This window comes from Kocuria salsicia, assembly GCF_007681555.1.
GTDB classification, from domain to species: domain Bacteria; phylum Actinomycetota; class Actinomycetes; order Actinomycetales; family Micrococcaceae; genus Kocuria; species Kocuria salsicia.
Window position 1 is genome coordinate 127,357 of the sequence record NZ_VELE01000001.1, and the last position, 24,246, is coordinate 151,602.

Below are 24,246 nucleotides of genomic sequence, written 5' to 3' on the forward strand. Positions count from 1 at the left end.
ACTGGTTACTCCACGACCTTGTCGGTCACGGTGGACAGGGGTTCGGACAGGGCGTTGACGGCGTCGGAGAGCTTCTTGACGTCGTCCTTGCTCAGCTTGTCGTAGGTCACGAAGCCGTCGCCCTCCTTGTACTGGTCGAGCAGCTTCTGGAGGTCCTTGAACCGGGTCTTCAGGGTGGAGTCCAGCTCCGTGTCCCGCTTCTTGAGCAGCGGGGAGAGGTCCTCGTACGCGATCCGGGCACCGTCCACGTTGGCCTGGAAGTCCCACAGGTCCGTGTGGGACCAGGTCTCCTCCTCGCCAGTGACCTTGCCGGTGGCGACCTCGTCGAGCAGCTCCTTGGCACCGTTGGAGAGCTGGTCCGCGGTGAAGGTCATGTCGCGGGTGCGGTCGTGGAGGGTCTGGGTGTCCGTGACGAGCTGGTCGGCCAGGGCGTCGCGATCCTTCTGTGCGAGAGCCGTGTACCCGGTGGCCGGCGGCCACAGGTCCTTCTCGATGCGGTGCCAGCCCGTCCACTTCTGGCCGTCCTCGAGGTCCGCCTCGCGAAGGTCCAGCTTGGGGTCCAGGTCACCGAAGGACTCGGCGACCGGTTCGATGCGCTCCCAGTGCATGCGCACGGGGGCGTAGAGCTCGCGGGCCTTGTCGTCGTCGCCGTTCTTGTAGGCCTGCGCGAACTCCTTGGTGCCTGAGAGCAGCTGCTCGGCCTGGTCCTTGACGTAGGACGCGTACTGGCTGGTGGCCTGGTCCTTGAGCTGGCTGTCCTGGGCATCCGCCTGGTCCCCGGCCTCACCCTTGGTCACAGTGAAGTCCCCGCGGATGCCGTCACCGACCATCCCGGGCTTGCAGGCCGTGAAGTACTTGCCCTCCGGTGCGGAGACGGTGAGGGTGCGGTTCAGGCCGGGGGCGATGTTCTCCACCTCGCCCACGATCCGCAGCCCGTCCTCCCCCAGCAGGTAGAACTCTGTGACCTTCGAGCCGTCGTTCTTGACGTCGAAGCGCAGGGTTCCCGACGACGCCTCGGTGGCCGAGACCTCGCACTTGTCGTCGGTGCTCGTCACGGAAATCGTGCCGTCGTCCTTGGCGCCGGACTGGTCGTTGGGCTGGCACGCGGAGAGGGCGAAGAGCAGCCCGGTGGCGGTCACCAGGGCGGAAAGGGTCATAGCGGTGCGGGGCATGGCGGTCCTCGGTCTCGGCCGTCGACGGCAGTGGGATGGGTCTGTGAGTTCTCGCTGCGGGGGCGTGTGGCCGCGGGCGGGACTGTGGTTCAAGCAGTGGCCGCGGCTGCGTCGGACGCGGGGTGCGACGTCGTGCTCACTGCGGCGGTGGGCCGGGCTCGTCCGGAGCGGGATCGGCGGATGAACAGCGGCATGACGATCAGCACGTAGAGCCACCACGCCGCGAACTCGAGCCACGTGGTGGCCGGGGAGAAGTTGAAGACGCCCTTCAGCAGCACGCCGTACCAGCTCGTGGGAGGAATCGTGGCGGAGAGGTCGAAGGCCAGGGCGCTGAGCCCTGGCAGGATCCCGGCCTCCTGCAGGTCGTGGAAGCCGTAGGCGAGCACCCCGGCGGCCACGATCACGAGGAACCCGCCGGTCCAGCGGAAGAAGGTGGACAGGTTCAGCCGCAGCAGTCCGCGGGTGATGGCCCACGCGATGAGCACGGCCACGAGGATGCCGAGCACCGCCGCAAGCGCGGGGGCGAGCATCCCTCCGCTGCTCCCGGTGGCGCGGGTGGCGGCCCACAGGAACAGCGCGGTCTCGAGTCCTTCGCGGCCCACGGTCAGCGCGCCCAGCACCACGATGCCCACGGTGGAACCCTGCACGGCCAGAGAGGCGCGGGACTCGAGCTCTTTCTTGAGCCCGCGGGAAGCGGAGGCCATCCAGAAGATCATCCACGTGACGAAGCCCACTGCGATGATGGACAGTGATCCGCCGATGGCCTCCTGGGCCTCGAAGGTCAGGGTGGAGGGACCGAACGTGAGCAGCGCGCCGAACCCCAGGGCCACGAGGATCGCCGCAACGACCCCCGTCCACAGGGGCTTCAGCGCCGAATGCTGCCCCACCCGCTTGAGGTATCCCATGAGGATCGCGACGATCAGCGCCGCCTCGAGACCCTCACGCAGGCCGATCAGAAAAGTTTGGAACATGTCCCCGTCTTCCGCCCATGAGGTTAGGCACACCTAAGAATATGATCTCAAAGTACCACGAGAACGCCGCGGTTCTGGGGCCTTCGGGGTTTGTGCGGGGACGTGTCAGCCGTGTCGCAACGGGGCGGCCACCGGGGCCACAACGGCACCGGTGAGCCGAGTCAGGTCCTGTGGTGCGAGCCCCACGTCCAGACCCCGGCGACCGCCCGAGACGTAGACCCGTTCCAGCTTCCCGGCACTCTCGTCCACCACCGTGGGCAGCCTGGTGCGCTGGCCCAGCGGGCTCACCCCGCCGAGCACGTACCCGGTCAGGCGATGCACGTCCGCCGGCTGCGCGAGCTTTGCCTTCTTGGCACCCAGTGCGGCGGCCGCGGCCTTCAGGTCCGCGCGCATCTCCACCGGCACCACGCACACCCCGAAGCCCTCGTGGTCGAGCTCCACTACGAGGGTCTTGAACACGCTGCGGGCCTCCACCCCCAGCTCCTGGGCTGCCTCCAACCCGTAGGACTCCGCGCGCGGGTCGTGCTCGTAGGCCCGCTCCTCGAACTCCACCCCCGCCGCTGTGAGCTGCAGGGTGGCCGGGGTGGCCGACACGCCGTGCTTCTTCTTCGCCATCTCGCTCTCCTCTCACACTCCACCCGGGCGGTGTCCAGCCCGCTCTGGGGCGGTACCCGGTGTGCTTGGGTACTGTGGTGACCAGCCCGCGCGGCGAGAGCTCCTCCAGCGGACCTCCCCGAGACCTGCGGGGTCACGGTCAACGAGCCTACGACCCTCCCGCCGCACGGACGAGTGCTCCCCCGGCACCGCCCCCGTCACCTCCCCGTTCTGCGCGCACCGTACGCCCCACAGCAGGCCCGCGACGATCCCCCGATCACCGCGCACCGCAGCCCCGGGCCCTTGCCGCACGCGGCGGCTGGCTGCGCGGGGGCGCCCCACCAGGACCCAGGAGGTTCGGGACGTTGGCCACCACACACGCCCCCGGCACCACCCCGCTGCCCGAGCCGCACCCGGCGGCCCTCGAGCGCTTCCCCGCGGCCGGCGCCGCTCCCCGGCGCCGGCTGCTCGTCTTCCCCCACGCCGGCGGCGGCGGGCTCAGCGGCAGAGCACTGCTACACCCCGGCACGGAGGTGGTCGTCCACCGCCGCCCCGGCCGCGAGTCCCGCATGGGCGACCCCACCCCCGTGAGCGTGCGCGGCGCCATCGACGAGGCACTCGCCGCCCTGCTTCCCGTGCTTGACGCCGACGGCGTTCCCACCGCGGTCCTCGGCCACTCCTTCGGCGCGCTGCCCGCCGTGGAGTTCGCCGCCGCCCTGGACAGGCTGCGCCCGGGGCGCCTCGAGCGCGTGGTGCTCTCGGCCAAAGCCACCCCGCCAGCTCCGGACCCGCAGCTCGCGGCGATCCTGGAGGACGACGGCGCGCTGGCCGCCTGGCTGCTCGCCCTCGGCGGCACCCCCGAGGAGCTGCTCACCGATCCCGGGCTGCGCGAGATGGTCCTCGCCCCGCTGCGAGCGGACCTGCGCGCCTCCCTGTCCTACGACGGACAGCCCCCGCACCTGGCGACTCCCCTGCTGCTCGTGCACGCCCGCGAGGACGGCGGCGCCACCGCCGAGGCCATGGCTGGGTGGGCCCGCTGCACGGGTGGAGCCGTGCGCACCCTGGAGGTCCCCGGTGGCCACCACGGCCTGTATGCGCACCCGGACCTGCTCCACGCCGCCCTGGACGAGTCCGCGGACGGCGCCCTGTGAGCGCCCGGACCGTCACCGTGGCCCAGCCCGTCTGGGCGCAGCTGCGCCGCCGAGTGCCCGGAGCCCCTGCAGACCTGACCCTGCACGTGCTGCCGCTGTCCGAGGTCGCGGCCTGGGTCGAGTCCGCAACGGGCTGTCTCTCCCCGGAGGAGCTCGCCCGCGCCCGCGGGATCCAGGAGACCTCCGCAAGGGAGCTGTTCGTGGTCTCCCGCGTGGCCCTGCGCCACGTGCTCGGCCACCGCTTGGGCTGCGCCCCCGGGGACGCCCCCGTGACGCACGACCCGCGCACCGGCGCTCCCCGCGAGGTGCACGGCCGCGCGAGTGCCGTGGCCGGGCGGGGCGGTGACGCGGGCCCCGAACTCGGCTGGTCCCCCGCCCTCGGAGCTCTGCGCCCCGTCCACTTCTCGGTCTCCCGCACGGCGGGTCTCGTGGCGGTGGTCACCGCGCTGCGCGAGGTGGGCGTCGACGTCGAGAGGCTGCAGAGCGAGGTGGAGGCGGACGTGCTCCTGGATATCCTGCACCCCGCAGACCGCGCCCGGCTCGCGGGACTGCGCGGGCGGCGTCGTCGTGTGGCGGTGACCCGCGCATGGGTGCGCGTGGAGGCGCTCGTGAAGGGTTGGCAGACCGGCCTGGCACGGGACCCGGCGAGCATCAACGTGGGCACCCGCTCCCGCGCCACCTACGGCCCGGACTGGACCGTGGGCGACGTGCGCACCAGCACCCGGGAGAACGCCCGGCTGGCCGTGGCATGGCGAACGGACCCCGCCCCGCAGGGCTGAGGTCCGTTCCTCGGATGCGGTGCGCGCTACCGGGTGCTCACCGCGCGCGGGTCTCCGCACGACGTCGCGGCGGCGCCTTCTTGACCGGCACGACCGCGGCGGCCACGCCCTTCGACACCTTCGTGACCAGCCGCTCCAGCGGTCCGTTGCCCAGCGCCTTCTGCCAGGCCACCGCGAACAGCGCCGCGACCGCGATCTGCACGAAGTACCAGAACCACGGCGTGCCGTCCGTCCACACGAAGGACAGGAACACCAGGTGGCTCACGTACAGGGTCAGCGTCATGGAGCCCATGGCGCCGAGCCAGGTCAACCACTTGCCGATCACGCGGCTGAGCAACAGGAAGATGCCCAGCGCGATCATGGCCATGCCCGCACTCTTGAACAGCGCGAACGGGGTGTTGGTGTGCGGCCCGGAGAGCAGCAGCCACAGGTTGGTGGTGTTCGGCATCTGGGGGTCCGGGCCGAAGGCCTGGATGGTCCACACGTCCTCCCACGTCATCCACGGGGTCGCCTGGAGCAGGGCGTCCTCAAGGTCGAAGCGCCACAGCATCAGCAGGGACACCCCCCAGCCGATGGCGGCCACCACGGCACCCACGATCACGAGCAGCACCTGCACCCGGTCACGGGACAGCGGCAGCCGGCCCAGGGCCATGCCCAGGCAGATGAACGTCATCCACGGCAGCGCCGGGTAGGTGCCGGTGAGGAACAGCTCCGCGAGCACAGCTCCCGGATCCGTGAACAGCTCCGCGTAGCTCGGGTTGCCGTAGACGTGCGCGGGCAGCACGGACAGGGACCACTGCATCACGAACGGCATGACCACCGCGAAGAACACCGAGGAGGCAAGCAGCCACCGAACGGTCATCAGCGTGAACGGGATGGCCACCAGGAACATCAGACCGTAGTAGATCAGGATGTTGTACACCGGCAGGTCCAGCAGGTTTATGGTCATGCCGATGAGGAACAGCACGATCGCGCGGACGAGGATCGACACGCGCGCCCGGTGGCCCTCCCTGCCCTTACGGGGGTGGCGTCCGCCGGTCATGAACGCGAGGCTCACTCCGGCCAGGGTGGCGAACAGTGCGGCGGAGTGGCCGGCGAACAGGCTCCACTGCAGGGTGGGCTCCTCGTCCACGCCGTGGGTCGCGGGCAGCACGTGGACCGCGATCATGCCGATCAGGGCGAAGCCACGGGCCACGTCCACGCCCATGATGCGGCGCTTGGTGCGCCGCCCGTCCGCACTGGTCTCGTTGCGCGTGACCGCCCCGTGACGGGGCGCGGAGGTGGAGCGCGGCGGGGCGGTGACCACCGGGGTGGCATGGGTCCACAGTCCACTCTCGGCGGCCGTGCGGCCCTCGTCCCCGCGGTCCCCCAACCACACCTCACGCGGTGGGCGGCGCCCCGGCTGCGGGCGCTGCCCGAGCGGGAGGTCGCCTTCCACGACGTCGTCATTCACACTCTGCTGGGTCATTCGGTGGCTCCCTTGTGCTGGGCGGCTGACTCCCCGAGGGGGATGGTGGCCGTGTGGGCCGAGGGCACCGCGGTGGACCCTGCGGTACGGGGCGACGACGCCGTGGCGGGCATGCTGCTCGTTGTCGCACCGGGCTCCGTGGCACCGTGCGTGGTGGCACCGGAGCCCGGGGTGGCCGACGCCGCTGTGGCCGACGTGCCGGTGCCGGCGGCACCGGCGGTGGGCAGTGCCGGGGTGGGCACCACCATGGCGCTAACCACCTGGTCACCGGCCTCGAGGTGGCGGATGGGGTTGCCGCCCCAGTTGCCGTCCGAGGGCACGGTCTCCTGGCGCATCACCAGTGAGCCCGGTGCCACGGTGGTGCGCTCCTCGATCGTGGCGCCCGGCAGCACGAAGCTGTTGGGCCCCAGGGTGGAGCCGCGGCGCATGGTCACCGGCTCCATCCGCATGATGCGGTCGTGGAACAGGTGGGTCTGCAGCACGGTGCCGCGGTTCACGGACACGTTGTCCTCCAGGTGCACGAGGTCGAACTCGGGCAGCCACCAGGTCTCGCACCACACGCTGCGCCCGATCTTCGAGCCCATCAGGCGCGCCCACACGTTGAACATGGGCGAGCCCACGCTCAGCCGGATCATGGAGGGCACGGCCAGGGACTCCGCGAAGATGTCCGTGAGCTCGTTGCGCCACACGAAGGAGCTGAACAGGGGGCGCTCCGAGGCCCGGAAGCGGCCCATCAGGGCCCACTTGACCAGCACAGGCACCAGGCACGCCACGGTGCTCGCCACGGTCAGCACCACGCCGGACCACGCAAACGCAGCCACGACGCCGCTGGCGCCCATGCCGTGGGACATGTAGATCACGGTGAGCACGTACACGATGATCAGGTCCAGCCAGGCCGAGACCATGGCGGGCAGGAAGCGGAAGATCTCCACGAACGCGCGGGCCGCCTTCAGACGGCGCTGCGGCTGGAACGTGGACTCCGAGTCCGCCTCGGTTTTCGCCCGGGCAATCGGCTCCGCGGTGCGACCCAGCCAGGAGGACCCGGCGGGGGCATGGTACGGCGCGGAGCTGAGCACGGCCACCAGCGCGTCCGCAGGGAGGTCCCGGTCCGGTCCCACGATGCCAGAGTTGCCCACGAAGGTGCGCTCACCAATCACCGAGGTGCCCACGTGCAGCCAGCCGAAGCCAGCGCGGTGCGAGGTCACCAGGGCGTGGTCCGCGAGGAATGAGCCGTCCTTGAGCGTGGTCAGGTGCGGAATGGTCTCCGCGGTGGAGATCTCCACGTTGCGCCCCACCTTGGCACCGAGCAGGCGCATGAACCACGGGGTGATGCACGAGGCGTAGATCGGGTAGGTGGAGATCAGGGTGCGCTGCATGAGCGTCTCGGTGAGCCACATGGCCCACCCCACCTTGCTGTCCTGCGGGAAGTAGCCCGGGACGATGGTCCCGGCCAGCAGGCGCACGACCGCCACGACGAGCAGCAGCCACACCACGGCGGTGACGACCGTGAACACCGGGACCCACACGGCCACGATGGGGAACACGATCTCGTACTCCTGGATGTGGATGACCTGGGTGAGCACGATCAGCGCCCCGGGGATCAGCGCGAGCAGCGGCAGCACGCCCACGAGGACCGCGCCGAGGCTGTACATGAGGTAGGACAGTCCCTTGCCCCACGTCTTCAGCCCACCCGTGGACTCCGGGGAGCCTTCAGGCCAGGTCAGCCCGGCGGTGCCGAGGTAGCGCAGCGGGGAGCCGCCCCACAGCTCCCCGTCCGGGATGCTGTGGGTGACGTGCGAGCCGGGCAGCACCTCGGCGCCGTCGCCCACGCGGGTTCCGGGGTCCAGCAGGGTGCGGGTGCCCACACGGGCGTCGTTGCCGACCTCGATGGCCCCCACGTGGAAGACGTCCCCGTCCAGCCAGTAGCCGGAGAGGTCGGACTCGAACTCCACCGTGGAGTTCTCGCCCACGCTCACCAGCCCGGTGACGGGAGGAGTGTTGTACAGGTGGGCGCCCTTGCCGATTCGGTTGCCGAACAGCCGGTGCAGACCGCGCGCCATGGGCGTGCCGGTGAGAACGTCGTACTTGTTGTAGACCACCAGGCGCTCGGCGGCCCACACGCGCACGTGGTTCCAGCTGCCGCGCGGGTAGTGCCCGGGCTTGAGTCCGGCGGTGAGCAGGCGCACCGTGGCCGCGCCGATGAGCACGCGCCCCGGTAGGGAGAACATCACGAGCCACCCGATGATCAGCGGCCACAGGGGCGGCTTGGGCACCCAGCCGGCGTCCGCGACCACGGCGAGGATCCAGACCACGATGACTGAGCCGACCACGTAGCGGAAGCCATTGAGCACGTTGAGCAGCAGCAGGAACGCGCCCTGCAGCCATCCTGCGGAGGCGGGGATGGGCTCGGGGTCCCGCTTGTGGTCGTGGGACTCCCCCAGCGTGGCCAGGTAGCCGGCCATGGACTCGAGCGTGGGGTGCGAGTAGATCTTGGCGATCTCGGTGTCCGGGTGGGTCTTGCGCAGGGCGGAGACCAGGCGGGCGAGTGCCACCGAGCTGCCGCCCATGGCGAAGAAGTCGCTGTCCGCGGTGAAGGGCAGCGGGCCGAGCTGGTCTGCCCACAGTTCCGCGAGCCACGCGAGATCGCCCTGCAGCGGCGCGGAGCCGTCCTCGTTGGAGGCGGGCAGCGGCCAGGGCAGGGCCTTGCGGTCCACTTTGCCGGAGGTCTTCATGGGCAGCTCGTCCATGAGGCACAGGGCCGGGACCATCTGGCCCGGCAGCCGCTCCACGAGCCAGCGCCGCGCCTCGGAGAGGTTCACGGAACCCTCGAACTCGGGGACGAGGTAGCCGGCGATGACGCTTCCGCCACCCGGGGTGGAGTGCACAGCGCACGCGCCGAGCTTCACGCCGGGGACCTGGGTCATCTGGGTGTCGATCTCCCCGAGCTCGATGCGCCGCCCGGAGACCTTGACCTGGTCGTCCGCGCGCCCGGCGAAGACGATGCCCTCCTGATCGGCGCGCACCACGTCCCCGGAACGGTAGGCGCGATCCCAGCCGAGTGACTCGAGCGGTGCGTACTTCTCGGCGTCCTTCTCCGGGTCCAGGTAGCGGCCCAGGCCCACGCCGCCGATGATTAGCTCGCCGGTCTCGCCCCAGGCCACGGGCTCGCCCTCGGCGTCGACGACGGCGAGCTCCCACCCGGGCACGGCCAAGCCGATGCGGATGGGCGCTTCACCGGTGAGCAGGGCACCCGTGGCGATGACGGTGGCCTCGGTGGGTCCGTACGTGTTCCAGACCTCACGTCCGGGGCGCACGAGGTGCTTGGTCAGTTCCAGGGGGCACGCCTCCCCGCCGAAGATCAGCAGGCGCACCCGGTCCAGCGCCTCGCTGGGCCACAGGGACGCGAGCGTGGGCACCGTCGAGACGGCAGTGATCTGCTTGTCCACGATCCACTGGCCGAGGTCCGGGCCGGAGCGCACGATCTTGCGGGGCGCGGGCACCAGGGTGGCGCCGTGACGCCACGCGAGCCACATCTCCTCGCACGAGGCGTCGAAGGCCACGGAGAGCCCGGCCATCACGCGGTCACCGGGGCTCAGCGGGCGGCGCTGCAGGTACATCTGGGACTCCGCGTCCACGAGGGCGGCCGCGGAGCGGTGGCTGATGGCCACACCCTTGGGCTTGCCGGTGGAGCCGGAGGTGAAGATGATCCAGGCGTCGTCGCGGGTGCGCGGGGTCTCCGTCTGCTCGCCCGGGGTGACCGCGGGGTTGCGGGTCAGCTCGAGGCCCTGGCCGAAGACGGCGGCGACGCCGGCCTCCTCCCACACCGTGTTGGCGCGCTCGTCCGGGTCGTCCCAGTCCACGGGCACGTAGGCCGCGCCGGCGAAGAGGGTCGCGAGGATGGCCACGTAGAGGTCCACCCCGCCGGACGGGACGCGCACGCCCACGCGGTCTCCGCGGCCGACGCCGAGATCCCACAGCCGCTGCACGTGGGTCTCGATACGGTCCTCGAGCTCGCCATAGGGCACGCTCTCGTTCTCGTCCTCGAGCGCGATCGCGTCCGGGTACTGCTCCACGGTGTCCAGGACGATGTCCACCAGGGTGCGCGGTTCCGGTGGCTGCTCCACCGGGTACACGGCCCGGTCCGGGCCGATGCCCGCACCTGCGGCGTGTGCCCCGCTTGTTGATTCTTGGCTGTCCACTGCGTGTACTCTCCCCCTCGCTAAGGACCGATGGCGCAGGAGGAGACACACGCGTTTCTCCGAACGAGACACATGTGTGTTGTGGATGCTTCTTTGACGTCCCCCAGGTCCCCCGACCTCGACGACAGCGCGGCATCCTTGAACGCGCCGCGGTTTCCAGCGTTGAAAAATCCCCCTGCTGGCCCAGATGGTGGTTCAAGAATACGGTATGTGCCCTGGCCGGGGCAATACTCAGGAGATTCGGGGCATTGTGTCAGAAAACACGCTGGATGTCTTCTCCGTCTGTGGTGTGTGACACCCATGTCGTGCCGTGCGCTCCGCTGGGTCTCCCGTCGAGCACCCAGCAGGGGTCCCGGCGGCCGCGCGGGCTCAGCCGGTCGGCGAGGCAGCCGGGTCCTCGGCCGAGAGCAGCTCGTCCAGGATCGCGGCGTCGGGCATGTCGAAGTGATTGTGCCCGGCGAGCAGCTCCAGCCGGGTCTGCTGGAATCCGCGATTCTCGTAGAAGCGCTGACCCCGGGTGGCGGCCTCCACGGCGTCGAAGTCCGAATTGGGGTCCGTGCCGTCGTCGTCCGCGCCGGTGAACCACCACATCTTCAGGTCCTTCTTCTGCTGCTCGTCCGCCGAGCTCATCAGCGATCCGGGGGACCCGCCACCGCCGACCATTGCCGCACCGCCGGTCACGAGATCCCGGGCGCCGCTGAGCACCCCGTAGCTGAGCATCTCGGCGCCACCGGAGTAGCCGAGCCAGCTCACGCGGTCCTTCTGCACGGGCAGGTCCGTGAGCAGCCGCTGGGTGACCAGGGCCCGCAGCCACCGCAGATTGGGGCGCAGGTCCCGCCACCACGTGCAGTCGCCGGTGCAGTCGGGTGTCAGGGGGACCACCAACAGTGCGTTGTGGGACGCCGCCACCGCGGCCAGGCACGTGGTGCGTCCACCGGGCTCGGTGAACTCCGCGCCCCCGTCCCCGTGCAGGTCCACCACCAGGCCCACGGGGCGGCTCGTGTCCACCCCGCCGTCCACCACGTGGTACCTGCTCGTGGTGCCGTTGGAGGTGAAGGACTGCTGCAGCGCACCCAGCGCACCGGCCTGCGTCTGGTCCTCGTCCGTCTGCTGGGTGGGCAGGGTCACGGTGTGGGGATGGGCCCGGGAGTCGTCGTCGGAGAGACCGTAGCGGGTGCAGTCGGTGGTGGGCGCTTGCGCAGAGGTGAACGGGTCCACGGCGACGAGCACGGCGGCGGCGATCAGGACCAGCAGGAGAACCAGTACCGCAACGATCCGCCACCGGGCTCGCTTCGTGCCCGTCCTCGAAGGACCGGTGGGCATGGCGAAGATCGTACCCCGCAGAGTCACAGCCCCGGCACAGCCGCGCACTCAACCCGGCACAGGGCCCGTTCCTAGCGTGGAGCACGTCAACCACCGATCGTCACGAACGGGAGCCCCGCCATGAAGATCCTCCCCAAAACCGCCGTCTGGTCCGCGACCCTCGCGCTGTCCTCCAGCCTCCTGCTCAGCGGCTGCTCGGCACCGGCCAACGCCGCGTCCTCATCCACCGTGGCCACGGCGAGCACCAAGACCAGCGTGCCGAGCACGGACGCGACCACCGAGGACGCGACGGCAGACGGCTCCACCACCGCGAGCACGATCTCCGAGACGGCCGAGTCCGCGCAGGCGTTCCTGGCCACGTTCTCGGACGAGCAGAAGTGACAGGTGGTCCACGACCGCGACGACGAGGCGGAGACGACCTCCAGGTCCAACGTCCCGGTCTCGTTCGTGGACCGTGCGGGGCTGCACCTCACGGACCTCAGCGACGAGGGGTACCAGATCGAGGCATCCCTGGACGACACGTACGTCAACTGATCCGGTGCCACGGAGTACGACATGGCCCACGGTGACGGCATGTACTTCCCGATCTCCGGCCCGAACCTCTACGTCGAGTTCCCGGACCAGGCCGGTTCCGCCGGCGCGGACAACGCCGCCGTTCCCCCGGGCCCTGCCGCGCCGCGCCCGCTTCGGCGGGCTGGTTACCACCCCGATTCCCCCACCCGGCGGTCGGCCCAGTCACTTCCTTTCAGGTCTCGGGTGAAACTCGAAACATCGCCCCGTGGCGATTTTCAGGTTTCGCTGGAGACTTGCAGTTTTTCGGCCCCGTCCCCCGGCCTCTGCGCCCCACGCAACGGGACCAGCCGGGGGACGGCCCACACCAGGGCCACCATCACCGGCAGCTCCACGAGCGTCTGGGTGACCACCGCGAGGGGTGCGAGCCCCGAGCCGCCCGGCAGAGCCAGGGCGAGGGGAAGCACCACCAGCGAGTTGCGGGTCACCCCGGTGAAGAGCACCGCCCGGCGCTCGCGAGCCGGTCCCAGGGCGAGCCGCCCGACACCCCAGCCCACCGCCGTCATCACCAGTGCGAACGCGGCGTAGAGGGGAACCAGCGGGGCGAGCTCCGACACCCTTGCACCCACGCCGGCAATCTGCGAGGCCACCACGGTGGCGAGCACAAGCACCATCAGCGGCACCATGGCCGCCGCCACGAAACCCTCCCACGCGCAGGGCAGGCGGGCGGGCGCCGTTGCCCGCCGCGCCGTCGTCCATTGTGCCGTCACCCACTGCGTCGCGGCCGCGAGCGCCAGCGGCACGAGGATCAAGGTGAGCAGCGCCCAGGCGAAGGTGCCCCAGTGCAGAGAGGCGGCGGCTTCGGGCCCGAGAAAGAGCCACAGGAGCAGAGGAAGCACGGGGATCTGGAGCAGCATGAGCACCGGTGCGGCGGCGAGCAGCTTCTCGGCCGCACCACCGGCGAGGCCCGTGAAGACGATGACGTAGTCCACGCACGGCGCCAGCAGAACCAGCAAGGCCCCAGTGAGCAGCGGCCCCTCAATGCCGAACAGGTGCACCAGCCCCAGCACGACCACCGGCACCAGCACGAAGTCCAGGGCGAGCACGGTCCCCAGGAAACTCCAGTCACGCAGGGCCCGGCCCAGGTGGCGCAGCGGGATCCCGAGGAAGGTGGCGTACAGCAGCAGGGCCAGGAGGGGCGTCACGGCGGGGTTGGCCAGGGAGCCCGAGCCCGGCACGAACCACCCGGCCGCCGCGCCCACCAGGATGGCGAGCAGGTAGAGGAGCACCTGGTGGCGCTGCAGCCAGTCGTTCACGCGGTGATCCGCCTCCATCCGTCAGCACCCCGGGCCACAGGCGCTCTCCCGTCCCGCGGCGGCGTCGTCAACCCTGCGCGCCGTCCTTCTCTGACATGGCGGCGATCACCCGGTCCACAAGCGCCGCGATCTCGGCCGCCTGGGCGCCGACGGCGGCCTCCGCGTCGGTGAACGTGCCGTTCTCCCCGTAGTCGTCCCGCGACTGGAAGAGTTTCTCACCCTCGGGGTCCAGCTGCGGACCCACGAGGGAGAGCACCTGGGCGAACTGGTCATAGACCATGCCGCCACCGCGACCGCCGTAGCTGATGATAGCGCCGAGCCTGCCCTGCCACTCGTTGTAGAGCGCGTTGATCGCGGTCTTCGGGCCCGAGGGGTCGCCGTCGTTGTCCTGGGGCGTCACCACGACGTCGGCGTCCGCGCCGCTGACCGTGGCGGCCCAGTTGCGGGTGTGCTCACGGGCGTACTGCCCGGTGGCGGGGACCTGGGGCTCGTTGAGCGGTGGCAGGTTCAGCTCGCTCAGATCCACAACCTTCGTGTCCACGCCGCGCTCGCTCCTGATCCGGTCCACGACCCCAGCGATCTGGCCCCCCACCCGGACGGGCCGCGTGCTGCCGATGATGACGATCGCCTTCATGGGAGGTGCTCCCCCGTTCCCGGGCGTCCGTTCCCTAAGAGAGGCGGTGTCCGGGTGGCCCTCGTACGCGCTCACGGGTATGGAGCTGGTGGACGCGCGGACGCTCGAAGGCGAGTGAGGAATGCACGTTATTGCCCACGAGAGTGCCAGCCTCCTTGAGGCAGTCGACGAGTCCGCCACCGCCGACCTCAGGCAGAGCATGGGGCTGACGCTGACCTCCACCCTGGAGAGCTGCACGAACGGGGACAGCGCCGAGTGCCAGGGGCAGCGCCACCACCTGTGCCCCTGGTCCACGACAGCCGGGCGCGCGTCACCTCGACACCTGCGAGCCAGGGGCACCAGGGCACGCGAAAAACCCCTCACCGTCTCGGTGAGGGGTTTCCCTGTTTCGTGGAGCTAAGGGGACTCGAACCCCTGACCCCCTGCATGCCATGCAGGTGCGCTACCAGCTGCGCCATAGCCCCGTGCGACTCGGAAAACTCTACCACGGCCTGCCCGTCCGCGTTCGCCCGGAAGAGTCTTCCGTGCACCCGCTGAGGGGCTTTGCGCTTCCAGTTCCCCGGAACAACTCGACCATCCTAAACAGTCAGGATGGACGGGCGCAAATTGTCGCGGTGGCCGCTCAGACGGCCGGCGAGGCGGCGTCGGCGGGGGCCACGGGCGCTTCCGGCAGCTGCACGTCGATGGCTGGGGAGTCGCCCCAGAGCCGCTCCAGGGCGTAGAACGCGCGGTCCTCGTCGTGCAGCACGTGGATCACGGCGTCGCCGTAGTCGAGCAGCACCCAGCGGCCCTCGCCCTTGCCCTCGCGGCGCAGGGGGCGGCGGTCGAAGCGCTCAATCAATGTGTCCTCCACGGCGTCCACCACGGCGGCCACCTGGCGCTCGTTGGGCGCGGAGGCCACCAGAAAAGCCTCGGTGATGGCCAGGCTGTCGCTGACGTCGAACGCGATGACGTTCTCCGCCTTCTTCTGGTCCGCGGCCTGAGCGGCGGCGCGGACGAGGTCGATGGATTCGGTGGTTGCAGTCACGGAGGCGTGCTGTCCTTTCGCAAGGGTGTGTGTCTTACAGGATGAACATGATCAGGACCACGGCCAGCGCCGCGACCACCAGGAGCAGCAGCACCAGCAGCCACCGCATCCAGCCGCCGCGGCTCCTGTAGGCGCCAGGCTCCAAAAGCTCGAGCCCTTCGGCGTCCACGGCGCGGACGGGCCGGCCGGGTGGGGCGTGGTGCGAGTCCTCGGTTGACGACGCCGCGGCGTCACCCCCCGCACGCTCCCCCGGCCCGGCTTCGGGGCCGGCGGCCGGTTCAGCCGCGGCCGGCGCAGCAGTCGCCTCGGCCGGCGCAATGTAGATCGGGATCTGAGTGGTGGCCGGGCCCGGCCCGTAGTCCACGGGACTCGCGGGCCACGACGTCGCCGTAGCATCGGGGGCCTGAGCTCTCGGATCATGGGTGCCCGGAGCCGGGATGCCGGCAGTGGTGGTCCGAGGAACCCCGGCGCGCGGCGTGGCCGTCCCGGGAACCATGACACCGGCAGCCGCAGCCCCGGAAGCTTCCGGGGCGGCGGCGTCTCCGCTGCGCGCCAGCGCGCGCTGCGCATCGTGGCGGTCCCGTTCGTTCGCCGCTGCGGCCCGGACCGCGAGGTCCGCGAGCCGCTGCTGCTTGGCGAGCAGGGCGTCGTCGACCCCCGTGCCCTGGTTGGCGCGCTCCGCGTCCTGGATCTCCCGCGCGTGCTCGGCCATCTCGCGCTGCAGCCGCGCGAGCCGGCGCGGGCCAAGCGGCTTGACCGCTTTAGAGGACACGGGGGTGTCCAGCTCGATCATGGGGGCGGGCGGGGACAACCGCTCGTGCTCGCCGGTGGCGGGGTGCGTGGCCCAGGGGCAGTTCTGAGGGGTGCCAGGGGCGTCGTTCTTCTCGGAGGATGTGCTCACGCGGTGCTCCTGTGTGCCGAGTGGGGGGTCTCGGTGGACTCCGTGGGGGCGAAAGCCGGGGAGGATGCACACTCCCCGGCGGGGGGCTGCGCAGGCCCGGCGGAGGACGCGCCCGCGTCCAGACGCTCGGGGCCGCGGTAGAGCCCGTACTTGTTGATGTACTGCACCACGCCGTCCGGGACGAGGTACCACACGGGCTTGCCGACGGCCACGCGGGCCCGGCAGTCCGTGGAGGAGATGGCCATGGCGGGCACGTTGAGCAGGGACACGCTCTCCGAGCCCACGGGTGCGGAGAGCACATGGCCCGGGCGGGTGACGCCCACGAAACGCGCGAGACGCCACAGCTCCGCCGCGCCCTTCCAGGTGATGATTTCCGCCATCGCGTCCGCGCCGGTGATGAAGAACAGCTCCGCGTCAGGGCGCAGCCGGTGCAGGTCCCGCAGAGTGTCGACCGTGTAGGTGGGCCCATTGCGGTCGATGTCCACGCGGGACACCGTGAACCGCGGGTTCGACGCTGTGGCCACCACCGTCATGAGGTAGCGGTGCTCGGCGTCGGAGACGTCCTGGCCGGCCTTCTGCCACGGCTCGCCCGTGGGCACGAAGACCACCTCGTCGAGGTCGAAGACTGAGGCCACCTCGGACGCCGCCACCAGGTGACCGTGGTGGATCGGGTCGAAGGTGCCTCCCATCACGCCCAGCCGGAGCCTGCCGGGTGTGCGCGGGGGGATCTTCAGGTCGTCAGGGGACGTCGCCGAGGGGCTCGGAGCGTTCACGCGGGCCGATCGGTCGATCAGTGGCGGACGGGTTCGCCGACGCCGGCCAGCATGGCACGCTCGTCCGCGGGAAGCTGGGACGGGTCCTCGTACTCCCCAATCTTCGGGGCGGTGCCGCGGGAGGAGAAGGACATGGCCGCGAGCAGCATGAGGAGGAAGAGCGCGAACGCGATGCCACCGAAGACCGGGGCCAGCTCGTGGAGGCTCTCGTTGACGGAGTGGCCCTCCTCGGCGGCGAGGACGGTGGCGGTGGACAACAGGTGCAGCGAGCTCATGCGTTTCCCTTCTCGTGCCGGCGGGGCCGGTCTGCGGTGGTGACGGACCTCCCGGGGGACGTCCCCTCCATGGTACGTCTCAGGAGCGCACGTGGCCGTCACCCTGGACGACCCACTTGGTGGTGGTCAGCTCCTCCAGGCCCATGGGCCCCCGAGCGTGCATCTTCTGGGTGGAGATCCCGATCTCCGCCCCGAGCCCCAGCTGCCCACCGTCCGTGAAGCGGGTGGACGCGTTGACCAGCGCGGCCGCGGAGTCCACCTCGGCGGTGAAGCACTCGGCATTCGCGAGGTCGTTGGTCACGATGGCCTCGGTGTGACCCGTGGAGTAGCGCCGGATGTGCTCGAGCGCCTCCCCCAGCCCGTCCACGACCTTCACGGCCATGTCCATGTCCAGGTACTCCGTGGCCCAGTCCTCCTCGGTGGCCTTCAGGTGGTCTGAGCCTGGGGGGAGCAGGGCCGCAGCACGGTCGTCCACGTGCAGCGTGACCCCGGCCTTGTCGAGCGCGGCCAGCACCTCGCGGGAAGCCTCCGGAGCACCGCTGTGCAGCAGCAGCGTCTCGGCGGAGTTGCACGTGGAGGTGCGGTGGGTCTTGGAGTTCACCACCACCTTCACGGCCATCTCCGCGGGGGCGGACTCGTCCACGAACACGTGCACGTTGCCCTCGCCCGTCTCGATCACCGGCACGGTGGCGTTGGTGACCACGGACTGGATCAGGCCCCGACCACCACGCGGGATCAGCACGTCCACCTTGCCGCGCGCGCCCATCAGGGCGTTGGCGCCCTCGCGGCCGTAGTCGTCCACGGTCTGCACGCAGTCCGCGGGCAGCTTGGCGTCCGCCAGCGCGTCCCGCAGCACGCCCACGAGCGCCCGGTTGGAGTCGAAGGCCGCGGAGCCGCCACGCAGCAGCACGGCGTTGCCGGACTTCACGGCGATCCCGGCGATGTCCACGGTCACGTTGGGCCGCGCCTCGTAGATCACGCCGACGACGCCCATGGGCACCCGGATCTGCCGCATCCGCAGCCCGTTGGCCAGCGTCTGCCCTCGCACCACCGATCCCACGGGATCCGGCAGTGCCGCGAGCTCGCGCAGGGCGTCCGCGAGCCCCGTGATCCGCTCGGGGTCCAGCTTCAGCCGGTCCAGCATCGCGGCGGATGTGCCGTCCTGGCGCCCGCGCTCCAGGTCGCGCGCGTTGGCCTCCAGAATGCTGTCCCGGCGGGACTCGATCCGGTCGGCCATCAGGTTAAGGGCGCGGTCCTTCCACGCGCGCGGGGCGCGGGCGAGGCTGCGGGCTGCAACGCGGGCGTCGTCGGCCATCAGGCCCACACCCTTCACGGGGTCGTCCCCGAAGGTCTCCTGCGCGGTCAGCACTGACATGTTCTCGGCCACTGTTCCTCCTGCTTGTCGAGGGCTTGCTGGGGAGCGGTACGACGTCGTGTCGCCAGCTCGTCGGGCGTGTCGAACGGGGGCGGTGGGCGCCGCGGCCTACTGCTTGAGCTTCGTGCGGGCGGAGCGGCGGCGCAGGTTCACGAGGTTGTCCACGTGGACGAGCTCGCGGGCGTAGTCCTCGCCGAACTCCTCCCCTAGCTCGTCGGTGCGCTTGCCGAGCATCCCGGGGATCTCGTCCGAACCATAGTTGACGAGCCCGTGGCCCACCTCGCTGCCCTCGGAGTCCACCATGGACACCGGGTCTCCCGCCGTGAACGTGCCGCTCACGGCCGTGACACCCGCCGCGAGCAGGGACCGGCGGCCGCGAATCGCGTCCACGGCGCCGTCGTCCAGGGTCAGGGTGCCCTTGATGTCCGCGAGGTGGGCAAGCCACAGCAACCGCACGTTGCGACGCCCGCCGGTCGTGGCGAACCACGTGCCCACGTCCTCCCCAGCGAGGGCGCGCTCGATGTTCGCCGCGGACGTCACGAGCGCCGGGATGCCCGACGCCGCCGCGATCCGCGCCGCCTCGACCTTGGTGACCATGCCGCCGGAGCCCACTCCGGCGCGGCCGATGGTCCCGATCTCCACGCCCTCGAGATCCGTGATCGGGTCCGTGACCGTTGCGATCCGCTCCCCACCGTCCTGCGGGGGCTTGGTGTAGAGCGCGTCCACGTCCGAGAGCAGCAGCAGGGCGTCCGCCTTGATCAGGTGCGCCACGAGCGCGGCGATCCTGTCGTTGTCGCCGAACTTGATCTCGTGGGTGGCCACGGCATCGTTCTCGTTGACGATCGGCAGGATCCCCAGGTCCAGCAGCCGCTCGATCTGGCGGTGCGCGTTCTTGTACTGCGAGTGGCGCATCAGGTCCTCTGCCGTGAGCAGCACCTGCCCCACGGTCACGTGGTAGCGCGCGAAGTACTCGGTGTAGCGCGAGATCAGCAGCCCCTGGCCCACCGAAGCCGCGGCCTGCTTGGTGGAGAGGTCCTTGGGCCGCCGGGAGAGCCCCAGCGGTTGCAGCCCGGCCGTGATGGCACCAGAGGACACGAAGACGATCTCCACGCCCTGTGCCTTGACCCGCCCGAGGGCGTCCACGATGCCGCGCAGCGCGTTCTCGTCGATCGAGTTCTCGATGGACGTCAGGGAGGACGAGCCCACCTTCACGACGACGCGGCGGGCCTCGGGCAGCTGCTCCCGGCTCGTGATCGCGGAGCGGCGGTTCTTCCCGCGGCTCTCCGTGCTGAGCTGGATCGCGGACTTCGAGGCCTGCTGCTCCACGGCGGACACGTCAATCGTCTCTGCGGGGGTCTTCTCACGGTGCGGCTGCTCACTCACTGTCGTCCGACTCCTTCGTCTCACCGGTGCCGCCCTCCCGGCGACGGGACCTCGCCTCGTCCACGGACTCGGTCCAGATCCCGGCCCGTCGCTCCTCCTCGAGCTCGGCGCGCGCCTCGGACTTGGCGTCCATGCGGTCGTAGAACTGCTCGCGCTTCTCGCGCCGGGTGGGCCGGGAGGTCTCCTCCATGCGCAGGTCCGAGCCGCGGGGCCCGCCCAGCAGCTCGGCGCCGCCCACCATGGTGGGCTCCCAGTCGAAGACCACGCCGTTCTCCTCGGGCCCGATCAGCACGGCGTTGCCCGGCTTGGCCCCGATCCGGAACAGCTCGTCCTCGATGCCGAGCTTGGCGAAGCGGTCCGCGAGGTAGCCCACGGCCTCGTCGTTGTTGAAGTCCGTCTGCAGCACCCACCGCTCGGGCTTCTCGCCCCGTACGTGGTACAGAGGCTCCTCCGCCCGGTCCTCGCGGGTGATCACGAACTCGCGGCGGTCCCGGCCACGACGACGCCGCGCGGGCTCCGGCTGCAGAACCGTCACCGTGCGCTGCTCCTCCGCTCGCCTCTCCTCCTGCTCCCGCGCCTCGGACACGAGCGCCGCCATGGCGAAGCCGAGCTCCCGCAGGCCCTCGTGGGAGGCGGTGGAGACCTCGAAGACGGGGTAGCCGCGCTGCTCGAGCTCCGGGCGGATGAAGTTGGCGAGCTCCCTGGCGTCCGGCACGTCCACCTTGTTCAAGACCACGAGCCGCGGGCGCTCGGTGAGCGGGACCGCGGTGGGGTCCTCGTCCCGCACGGCCTCCGCGTAGTGGGCGAGTTCCTCCTCCAGGGCATCCAGGTCCGTGAGGGGGTCGCGGCCGGGCTCCAGCGTGGCGCAGTCGATCACGTGCACGAGAGCGGCGCAGCGCTCCACGTGGCGCAGGAACTCCAGGCCCAGGCCCTTGCCCTCGGACGCGCCGGGGATTAGGCCGGGAACGTCAGCGACCGTGAAGCGGGTGTCCCCCGCCTGCACCACGCCCAGGTTGGGGACGAGCGTGGTGAAGGGGTAGTCCGCGATCTTGGGGCGGGCGGCGCTCATGGCCGCGATCAGGCTGGACTTGCCGGCGGAGGGGAAGCCCACGAGCGCGATGTCCGCGATGGACTTCAGTTCGAGCTCGACCTCCTGCTCCTCACCGGGGGTGCCGAGCAGTGCGAAGCCCGGTGCCTTGCGCTTGGGTGAGGCCAGCGCCGCGTTGCCCCGGCCGCCCATGCCGCCGGCGGCCAGCACGTACTCGCTGCCTTCTCCCAGCAGGTCCGCGAGCACATTGCCCTCGCGGTCCTTGACAACGGTGCCGTCCGGGACGGAGAGCACCAGGTCCTGGCCCTTGAAGCCGTGGCGCATGTCTCCCTTGCCCGGCTCGCCGTTCGGGGCCTTCTGGTGCGGGGCGTGGTGGAAGCCCAGCAGCGTGGTGGACTGCCCGTCCACGCGCAGGATCACCGACCCGCCGTCGCCCCCGTTGCCGCCGTCCGGTCCGCCCAGGGGCTTGAACTTCTCGCGCTTGACGGACACGCAGCCGTGGCCCCCGTTGCCGCCGGTGGCGTGCACGACGACTCGATCAACAAAACTGGCCACGTGGCTCCTCGGGATCTGGGTGGCCCGCCGTGCGCGGGACCCGTTGGTCTCTGGTGAAAAGAATAGAGGGTGAGCGCGTAGAGCGCCCACCCTCTAGTGGTCGTCACCGCACGAGTCGGCGACGGGTGGACCCTGGGGTCCGGAAGAACTGACTACTCGGCGGTCTGGATGTTGACCACGCGGCGGCCACGGCGGGTGCCGAACTCGACGACACCGGCGGCCAGGGCGAACAGTGTGTCGTCCTTGCCGCGACCCATGTTCAGGCCGGGGTGGAAGTGCGTTCCGCGCTGACGGACGATGATCTCGCCGGCGTTGACGGACTGGCCGCCGAAGCGCTTCACGCCCAGGTACTGGGCGTTGGAGTCACGGCCGTTGCGAGTGGAGCTCGCACCCTTCTTGTGTGCCATGGTGTGTGCCTACCTTCGTTGAAAATGTATCGGGGACCGGGAGGATCAGGCGTTGATGCCGGTGATCTTGACGGTGGTCAGCTCGGCGCGGAAGCCCTGACGCTTCTTGTAACCGGTCTTGTTCTTGTACTTCATGATCGAGATCTTGGGACCGCGCAGGTCCTCGATGATCTCGGCCGTGACCTTGACGTCGGCCAGGGTCTTGGAGTCGGAGGTGACCTTGTCCCCATCGACCAGCAGCAGCGCAGGAAGCTCTACGGTGCTGCCTGCCTCGCCGGCGACGCGGTCAAGGGTCACGAGGTCTCCTACGGAAACCTTCTCCTGGCGGCCGCCTGCGCGGACAATCGCGTACACCACTTGGGAACTCACTTCTCTCGACATCTATGGACTGCGTGTGTGGGTCGGGCGGACTCCTGGATGCTGCGAATGTCGAGTCAGCCCGCTGCGGTGGTCGAGGACCGACCGCGTACCACGTGGCTGTCGCATCAGAACAGGGTGTTCGCCCGAGTGTGCCGCTCCCGCGTGCGGATCATGGATATGACGCACAGCGATGCCCGGCACCGACAGCCCAGACTACCCGATGCGGGGAAGTCACGCCAATCACCCCTCCTTGCTGCTCCCCCGCGCGGTCTGGGCGAAGAATGCCAGTTCGAGTCGGCACGCCCGCAGGAACACGCGCCGCATCTCGGAGCGGCTCGCCGGGTTGGCGACGGCAGCCGCGCGGTCCACGGCGCGGCGCACCGTATCGGTGGCCGCCTGGAACCCCGGATCGCTGTAGGTGGCCAGCCAGTCCGCGTACGGATGCTCTTCCCACCCCACCGCGCGGGCACGCTCCATGAGCTCGGTCCCCACATGGGCGTAGAGCCAGTAGCAGGGCAGGATGGCCGCCGCTCCCACGGCGAAGCCGTCCTGCCCGGTGCGGGCCAGCAGGAAATCCGCGTAGGCGCTCGTTGTCTCGGACGGCTCGTGGGGTGCCCGCCCGGCCAGGCGGGCGCGGTGCAGGGCGGTCTCCGCGGTGACCACCGATGCCGAGGCAGACGCGAAGTGCTCCCGGGTGTCCTCGTCCGGGGCGGCCGCGGCGAGCAGGGCCAGCGCGCGGGAGTAGTACTCGAGGTACTGCATGTCCTGGTCCAGGTACCACTCGAACGCCTCGGGTCCCAGGGTGCCGTTCCCCAGGCCCCGGATGAAGTCCAGCTGCGCGATCTGCTCCCGGATCTCGGCGCTGTCCGCCCACAGCTCGTCGGTGAACCGATCGCCCGGGACCAGGTCGCCGGCGGATGGCTCCCTTGGCGAGACGTCCGAGGCCGCCGGGGCTCCCTGCGTGGCTGCGCCCGCGGGGGCGGCGCCGTCCGGGTCCGCTGCCTCGGTGGCGTCGGCGGCGCAGGCCTCGGCCAGGAACTGCGGGTCCGTGACCAGGGCCTGTACGTGGTGCATGTGGTGCACCGGGCCGTTGCCGTGGCCCACGTGCAGGGTGTCCGCGGTGCGCAGTGCGGCCCGCAGCCACTCGCGGGCCGTACCGATGCCCCCGGCCCAGTCCCCCGTGCGAGCCACCACGGTGGCCACGGCGGAGGACAGTGAGCAGCCCGTGCCGTGGGTGTTGCGTGTGACCACGCGCGGTCCGGTGAACTCGGCCACCGGCTCGTGGACGCCCGGGACCACGAGGGCGTCCGGCGTGAGCTCGCCGCCCAGGTGCCCGCCCTTGACGAGCACGCGCGTGCCGAAGGCGTCGGAGACGGCGCGGCCCTGCGCGAGCGCCTCGTCCCACGTGGTGGCCACGGGGCGCTCCGCGAGCACCGCCAACTCGGGAAGGTTCGGGGTGATGAGGTCCGCCGCGGGCAGCAGTCCGCGCAGAGCCTCCTCCGCCTCGCGCTCCAGCAGCCGCCCGCCGGCGGTGGCGACCATCACGGGGTCGACAACGACCACGGGCGCGCGACCGGCCGCGAGCCACTGCCGGACCGTCTCGATGACGTCCACGGAACCGAGCATCCCCACCTTCACGGCGTCGAGCTCGACATCGTCCGAGACCGCGTCCAGCTGCGCGCGCAGAATGTCGACGGGAGGGGTGTGCACGCTGCGCACGCCCTGCGTGTTCTGGGCGACCACCGCGGTGACAACGCTGAGGCCGTAGCCGCCCATCGCGGCGATCGACTTCAGGTCCGCGGCGTGGCCAGCGCCGCCGGTGGGGTCCGTCCCGGCGATCGACAGGACGCGGGGCACGGTGAGGACGGGTGCGGTGTTCACGACATCCCTTCGCTAGTGCGAGCTAGATCAGGTTCGACGGGTGTGTTCTCAGCCGCGTGGCGCGGCACCCCGTGTGTGCTCCACCGATCATGCCACAGGGGCGCCCGGATCCCTCCGGACGCCCCTGCGGCATCGGTTCACCTC

Annotated in this window: 22 protein-coding genes, 1 tRNA gene and 1 riboswitch; of the genes, 4 read left to right on the forward strand and 19 right to left on the reverse strand. The window is 70.7% G+C overall.

What is annotated here, in order from left to right:
• Positions 1 to 5 precede the first annotated feature (5 nt).
• From efeO to ybaK, 3 genes are all read right to left on the reverse strand, one after another.
• Positions 6 to 1,172: an iron uptake system protein EfeO gene (efeO, locus tag FS770_RS00590; protein ID WP_244944662.1), complete on the reverse strand. Its 1,167-nt coding sequence runs from the start codon at positions 1,170 to 1,172 to the stop codon at positions 6 to 8.
• An 89-nt stretch (positions 1,173 to 1,261) separates the two neighbouring features.
• Complete coding sequence (efeU, locus tag FS770_RS00595; RefSeq protein ID WP_145009231.1) at positions 1,262 to 2,143, reverse strand: iron uptake transporter permease EfeU; 882 nt, start codon at positions 2,141 to 2,143, stop codon at positions 1,262 to 1,264.
• A gap of 105 nt (positions 2,144 to 2,248) precedes the next feature.
• A complete protein-coding gene (gene ybaK, locus FS770_RS00600) occupies positions 2,249 to 2,758 on the reverse strand; it encodes a Cys-tRNA(Pro) deacylase (RefSeq protein ID WP_145009233.1) in 510 nt (169 codons plus the stop codon).
• Positions 2,759 to 3,102: 344 nt separating this feature from the next.
• Between ybaK and FS770_RS00605 the strand changes: the two genes are divergently transcribed.
• Both FS770_RS00605 and FS770_RS00610 read left to right on the forward strand, forming a co-directional pair.
• The gene (locus FS770_RS00605; RefSeq protein ID WP_244944663.1) at positions 3,103 to 3,888 is read left to right on the forward strand and encodes a thioesterase II family protein; all 786 of its coding nucleotides are present in this window, start codon (positions 3,103 to 3,105) and stop codon (positions 3,886 to 3,888) included.
• Positions 3,885 to 4,667, forward strand: a complete 783-nt coding sequence (locus FS770_RS00610; protein ID WP_145009235.1) for a 4'-phosphopantetheinyl transferase family protein — start codon at positions 3,885 to 3,887, stop codon at positions 4,665 to 4,667. The genes FS770_RS00605 and FS770_RS00610 overlap by 4 nt, the downstream gene beginning before the upstream one ends.
• Before the next feature lie 37 nt (positions 4,668 to 4,704).
• On the opposite strand, the gene FS770_RS00615 is transcribed toward FS770_RS00610, so the two are convergent.
• The 3 genes from FS770_RS00615 to FS770_RS00625 form a co-directional block, all read right to left on the reverse strand.
• The gene (locus tag FS770_RS00615; RefSeq protein ID WP_144942606.1) at positions 4,705 to 6,135 is read right to left on the reverse strand and encodes a DUF418 domain-containing protein; all 1,431 of its coding nucleotides are present in this window, start codon (positions 6,133 to 6,135) and stop codon (positions 4,705 to 4,707) included.
• Positions 6,132 to 10,334: a Pls/PosA family non-ribosomal peptide synthetase gene (locus FS770_RS00620; RefSeq protein ID WP_244944664.1), complete on the reverse strand. Its 4,203-nt coding sequence runs from the start codon at positions 10,332 to 10,334 to the stop codon at positions 6,132 to 6,134. Before FS770_RS00620 ends, FS770_RS00615 begins: the two co-directional genes overlap by 4 nt.
• A 369-nt stretch (positions 10,335 to 10,703) precedes the next feature.
• Positions 10,704 to 11,657 (reverse strand): alpha/beta hydrolase family protein, encoded by a 954-nt coding sequence (locus FS770_RS00625; protein ID WP_244944665.1) that lies wholly within the window; start codon positions 11,655 to 11,657, stop codon positions 10,704 to 10,706.
• A 120-nt stretch (positions 11,658 to 11,777) separates the two neighbouring features.
• On the opposite strand from FS770_RS00625, the gene FS770_RS00630 reads away from it, so the two are divergent.
• Positions 11,778 to 12,038 carry a hypothetical protein gene (locus tag FS770_RS00630; RefSeq protein WP_144942605.1) on the forward strand — a complete coding sequence of 87 codons (261 nt, stop codon included), beginning with the start codon at positions 11,778 to 11,780 and terminating at the stop codon, positions 12,036 to 12,038.
• 3 nt (positions 12,039 to 12,041) lie between these two features.
• Positions 12,042 to 12,191: a hypothetical protein gene (locus FS770_RS13645; protein WP_186366653.1), complete on the forward strand. Its 150-nt coding sequence runs from the start codon at positions 12,042 to 12,044 to the stop codon at positions 12,189 to 12,191.
• Between the two features lie 254 nt (positions 12,192 to 12,445).
• Here FS770_RS13645 and FS770_RS00635 read toward each other — a convergent pair whose 3' ends face one another.
• From FS770_RS00635 to FS770_RS00695, 13 genes are all read right to left on the reverse strand, one after another.
• Complete coding sequence (locus tag FS770_RS00635) at positions 12,446 to 13,483, reverse strand: arsenic resistance protein (RefSeq protein ID WP_244944666.1); 1,038 nt, start codon at positions 13,481 to 13,483, stop codon at positions 12,446 to 12,448.
• A gap of 67 nt (positions 13,484 to 13,550) precedes the next feature.
• Positions 13,551 to 14,117, reverse strand: coding sequence for an NADPH-dependent FMN reductase (locus tag FS770_RS00640; protein WP_186366654.1), 567 nt, complete (start codon positions 14,115 to 14,117; stop codon positions 13,551 to 13,553).
• 391 nt (positions 14,118 to 14,508) lie between these two features.
• Positions 14,509 to 14,581, reverse strand: a tRNA-Ala gene (locus FS770_RS00645).
• Positions 14,582 to 14,739: 158 nt separating this feature from the next.
• The gene (rsfS, locus tag FS770_RS00650; RefSeq protein WP_145009239.1) at positions 14,740 to 15,144 is read right to left on the reverse strand and encodes a ribosome silencing factor; all 405 of its coding nucleotides are present in this window, start codon (positions 15,142 to 15,144) and stop codon (positions 14,740 to 14,742) included.
• Between the two features lie 34 nt (positions 15,145 to 15,178).
• Positions 15,179 to 16,045, reverse strand: a complete 867-nt coding sequence (locus FS770_RS00655; RefSeq protein WP_145009241.1) for a hypothetical protein — start codon at positions 16,043 to 16,045, stop codon at positions 15,179 to 15,181.
• Positions 16,042 to 16,734, reverse strand: a complete 693-nt coding sequence (gene nadD, locus FS770_RS00660) for a nicotinate-nucleotide adenylyltransferase (RefSeq protein ID WP_244944743.1) — start codon at positions 16,732 to 16,734, stop codon at positions 16,042 to 16,044. The genes FS770_RS00655 and nadD overlap by 4 nt, the downstream gene beginning before the upstream one ends.
• A gap of 101 nt (positions 16,735 to 16,835) precedes the next feature.
• Positions 16,836 to 17,093, reverse strand: coding sequence for a hypothetical protein (locus tag FS770_RS00665; RefSeq protein WP_145009243.1), 258 nt, complete (start codon positions 17,091 to 17,093; stop codon positions 16,836 to 16,838).
• 79 nt (positions 17,094 to 17,172) lie between these two features.
• Positions 17,173 to 18,468 carry a glutamate-5-semialdehyde dehydrogenase gene (locus FS770_RS00670; protein ID WP_244944667.1) on the reverse strand — a complete coding sequence of 432 codons (1,296 nt, stop codon included), beginning with the start codon at positions 18,466 to 18,468 and terminating at the stop codon, positions 17,173 to 17,175.
• 108 nt (positions 18,469 to 18,576) lie between these two features.
• Positions 18,577 to 19,851, reverse strand: a complete 1,275-nt coding sequence (gene proB, locus FS770_RS00675) for a glutamate 5-kinase (RefSeq protein WP_244944668.1) — start codon at positions 19,849 to 19,851, stop codon at positions 18,577 to 18,579.
• Positions 19,844 to 21,454, reverse strand: coding sequence for a GTPase ObgE (gene obgE / locus FS770_RS00680; protein WP_145009247.1), 1,611 nt, complete (start codon positions 21,452 to 21,454; stop codon positions 19,844 to 19,846). Before obgE ends, proB begins: the two co-directional genes overlap by 8 nt.
• Positions 21,455 to 21,606: 152 nt before the next feature.
• The gene (gene rpmA / locus FS770_RS00685; RefSeq protein WP_012398199.1) at positions 21,607 to 21,861 is read right to left on the reverse strand and encodes a 50S ribosomal protein L27; all 255 of its coding nucleotides are present in this window, start codon (positions 21,859 to 21,861) and stop codon (positions 21,607 to 21,609) included.
• 45 nt (positions 21,862 to 21,906) lie between these two features.
• Positions 21,907 to 22,218 (reverse strand): 50S ribosomal protein L21, encoded by a 312-nt coding sequence (gene rplU / locus FS770_RS00690; protein WP_055083891.1) that lies wholly within the window; start codon positions 22,216 to 22,218, stop codon positions 21,907 to 21,909.
• A gap of 243 nt (positions 22,219 to 22,461) precedes the next feature.
• The gene (locus FS770_RS00695) at positions 22,462 to 24,102 is read right to left on the reverse strand and encodes a bifunctional hydroxymethylpyrimidine kinase/phosphomethylpyrimidine kinase (protein WP_244944669.1); all 1,641 of its coding nucleotides are present in this window, start codon (positions 24,100 to 24,102) and stop codon (positions 22,462 to 22,464) included.
• Positions 24,090 to 24,184, reverse strand: a riboswitch (TPP riboswitch). (Overlaps the previous gene by 13 nt.)
• Between the last annotated feature and the right edge of the window lie 62 nt (positions 24,185 to 24,246).

Coding starts and splice junctions, on each gene's coding strand:
- efeO (WP_244944662.1), bottom strand. CDS start 1,172: ATGCCCCGCACCGCTATGACCCTTTCCGCCCTGGTGACCGCCACCGGG.
- efeU (WP_145009231.1), bottom strand. CDS start 2,143: ATGTTCCAAACTTTTCTGATCGGCCTGCGTGAGGGTCTCGAGGCGGCG.
- ybaK (WP_145009233.1), bottom strand. CDS start 2,758: ATGGCGAAGAAGAAGCACGGCGTGTCGGCCACCCCGGCCACCCTGCAG.
- FS770_RS00615 (WP_144942606.1), bottom strand. CDS start 6,135: ATGACCCAGCAGAGTGTGAATGACGACGTCGTGGAAGGCGACCTCCCG.
- FS770_RS00625 (WP_244944665.1), bottom strand. CDS start 11,657: ATGCCCACCGGTCCTTCGAGGACGGGCACGAAGCGAGCCCGGTGGCGG.
- FS770_RS00630 (WP_144942605.1), top strand. CDS start 11,778: ATGAAGATCCTCCCCAAAACCGCCGTCTGGTCCGCGACCCTCGCGCTG.
- FS770_RS00640 (WP_186366654.1), bottom strand. CDS start 14,117: ATGAAGGCGATCGTCATCATCGGCAGCACGCGGCCCGTCCGGGTGGGG.
- nadD (WP_244944743.1), bottom strand. CDS start 16,734: ATGGGAGGCACCTTCGACCCGATCCACCACGGTCACCTGGTGGCGGCG.
- FS770_RS00665 (WP_145009243.1), bottom strand. CDS start 17,093: ATGAGCTCGCTGCACCTGTTGTCCACCGCCACCGTCCTCGCCGCCGAG.
- FS770_RS00670 (WP_244944667.1), bottom strand. CDS start 18,468: ATGTCAGTGCTGACCGCGCAGGAGACCTTCGGGGACGACCCCGTGAAG.
- rpmA (WP_012398199.1), bottom strand. CDS start 21,861: ATGGCACACAAGAAGGGTGCGAGCTCCACTCGCAACGGCCGTGACTCC.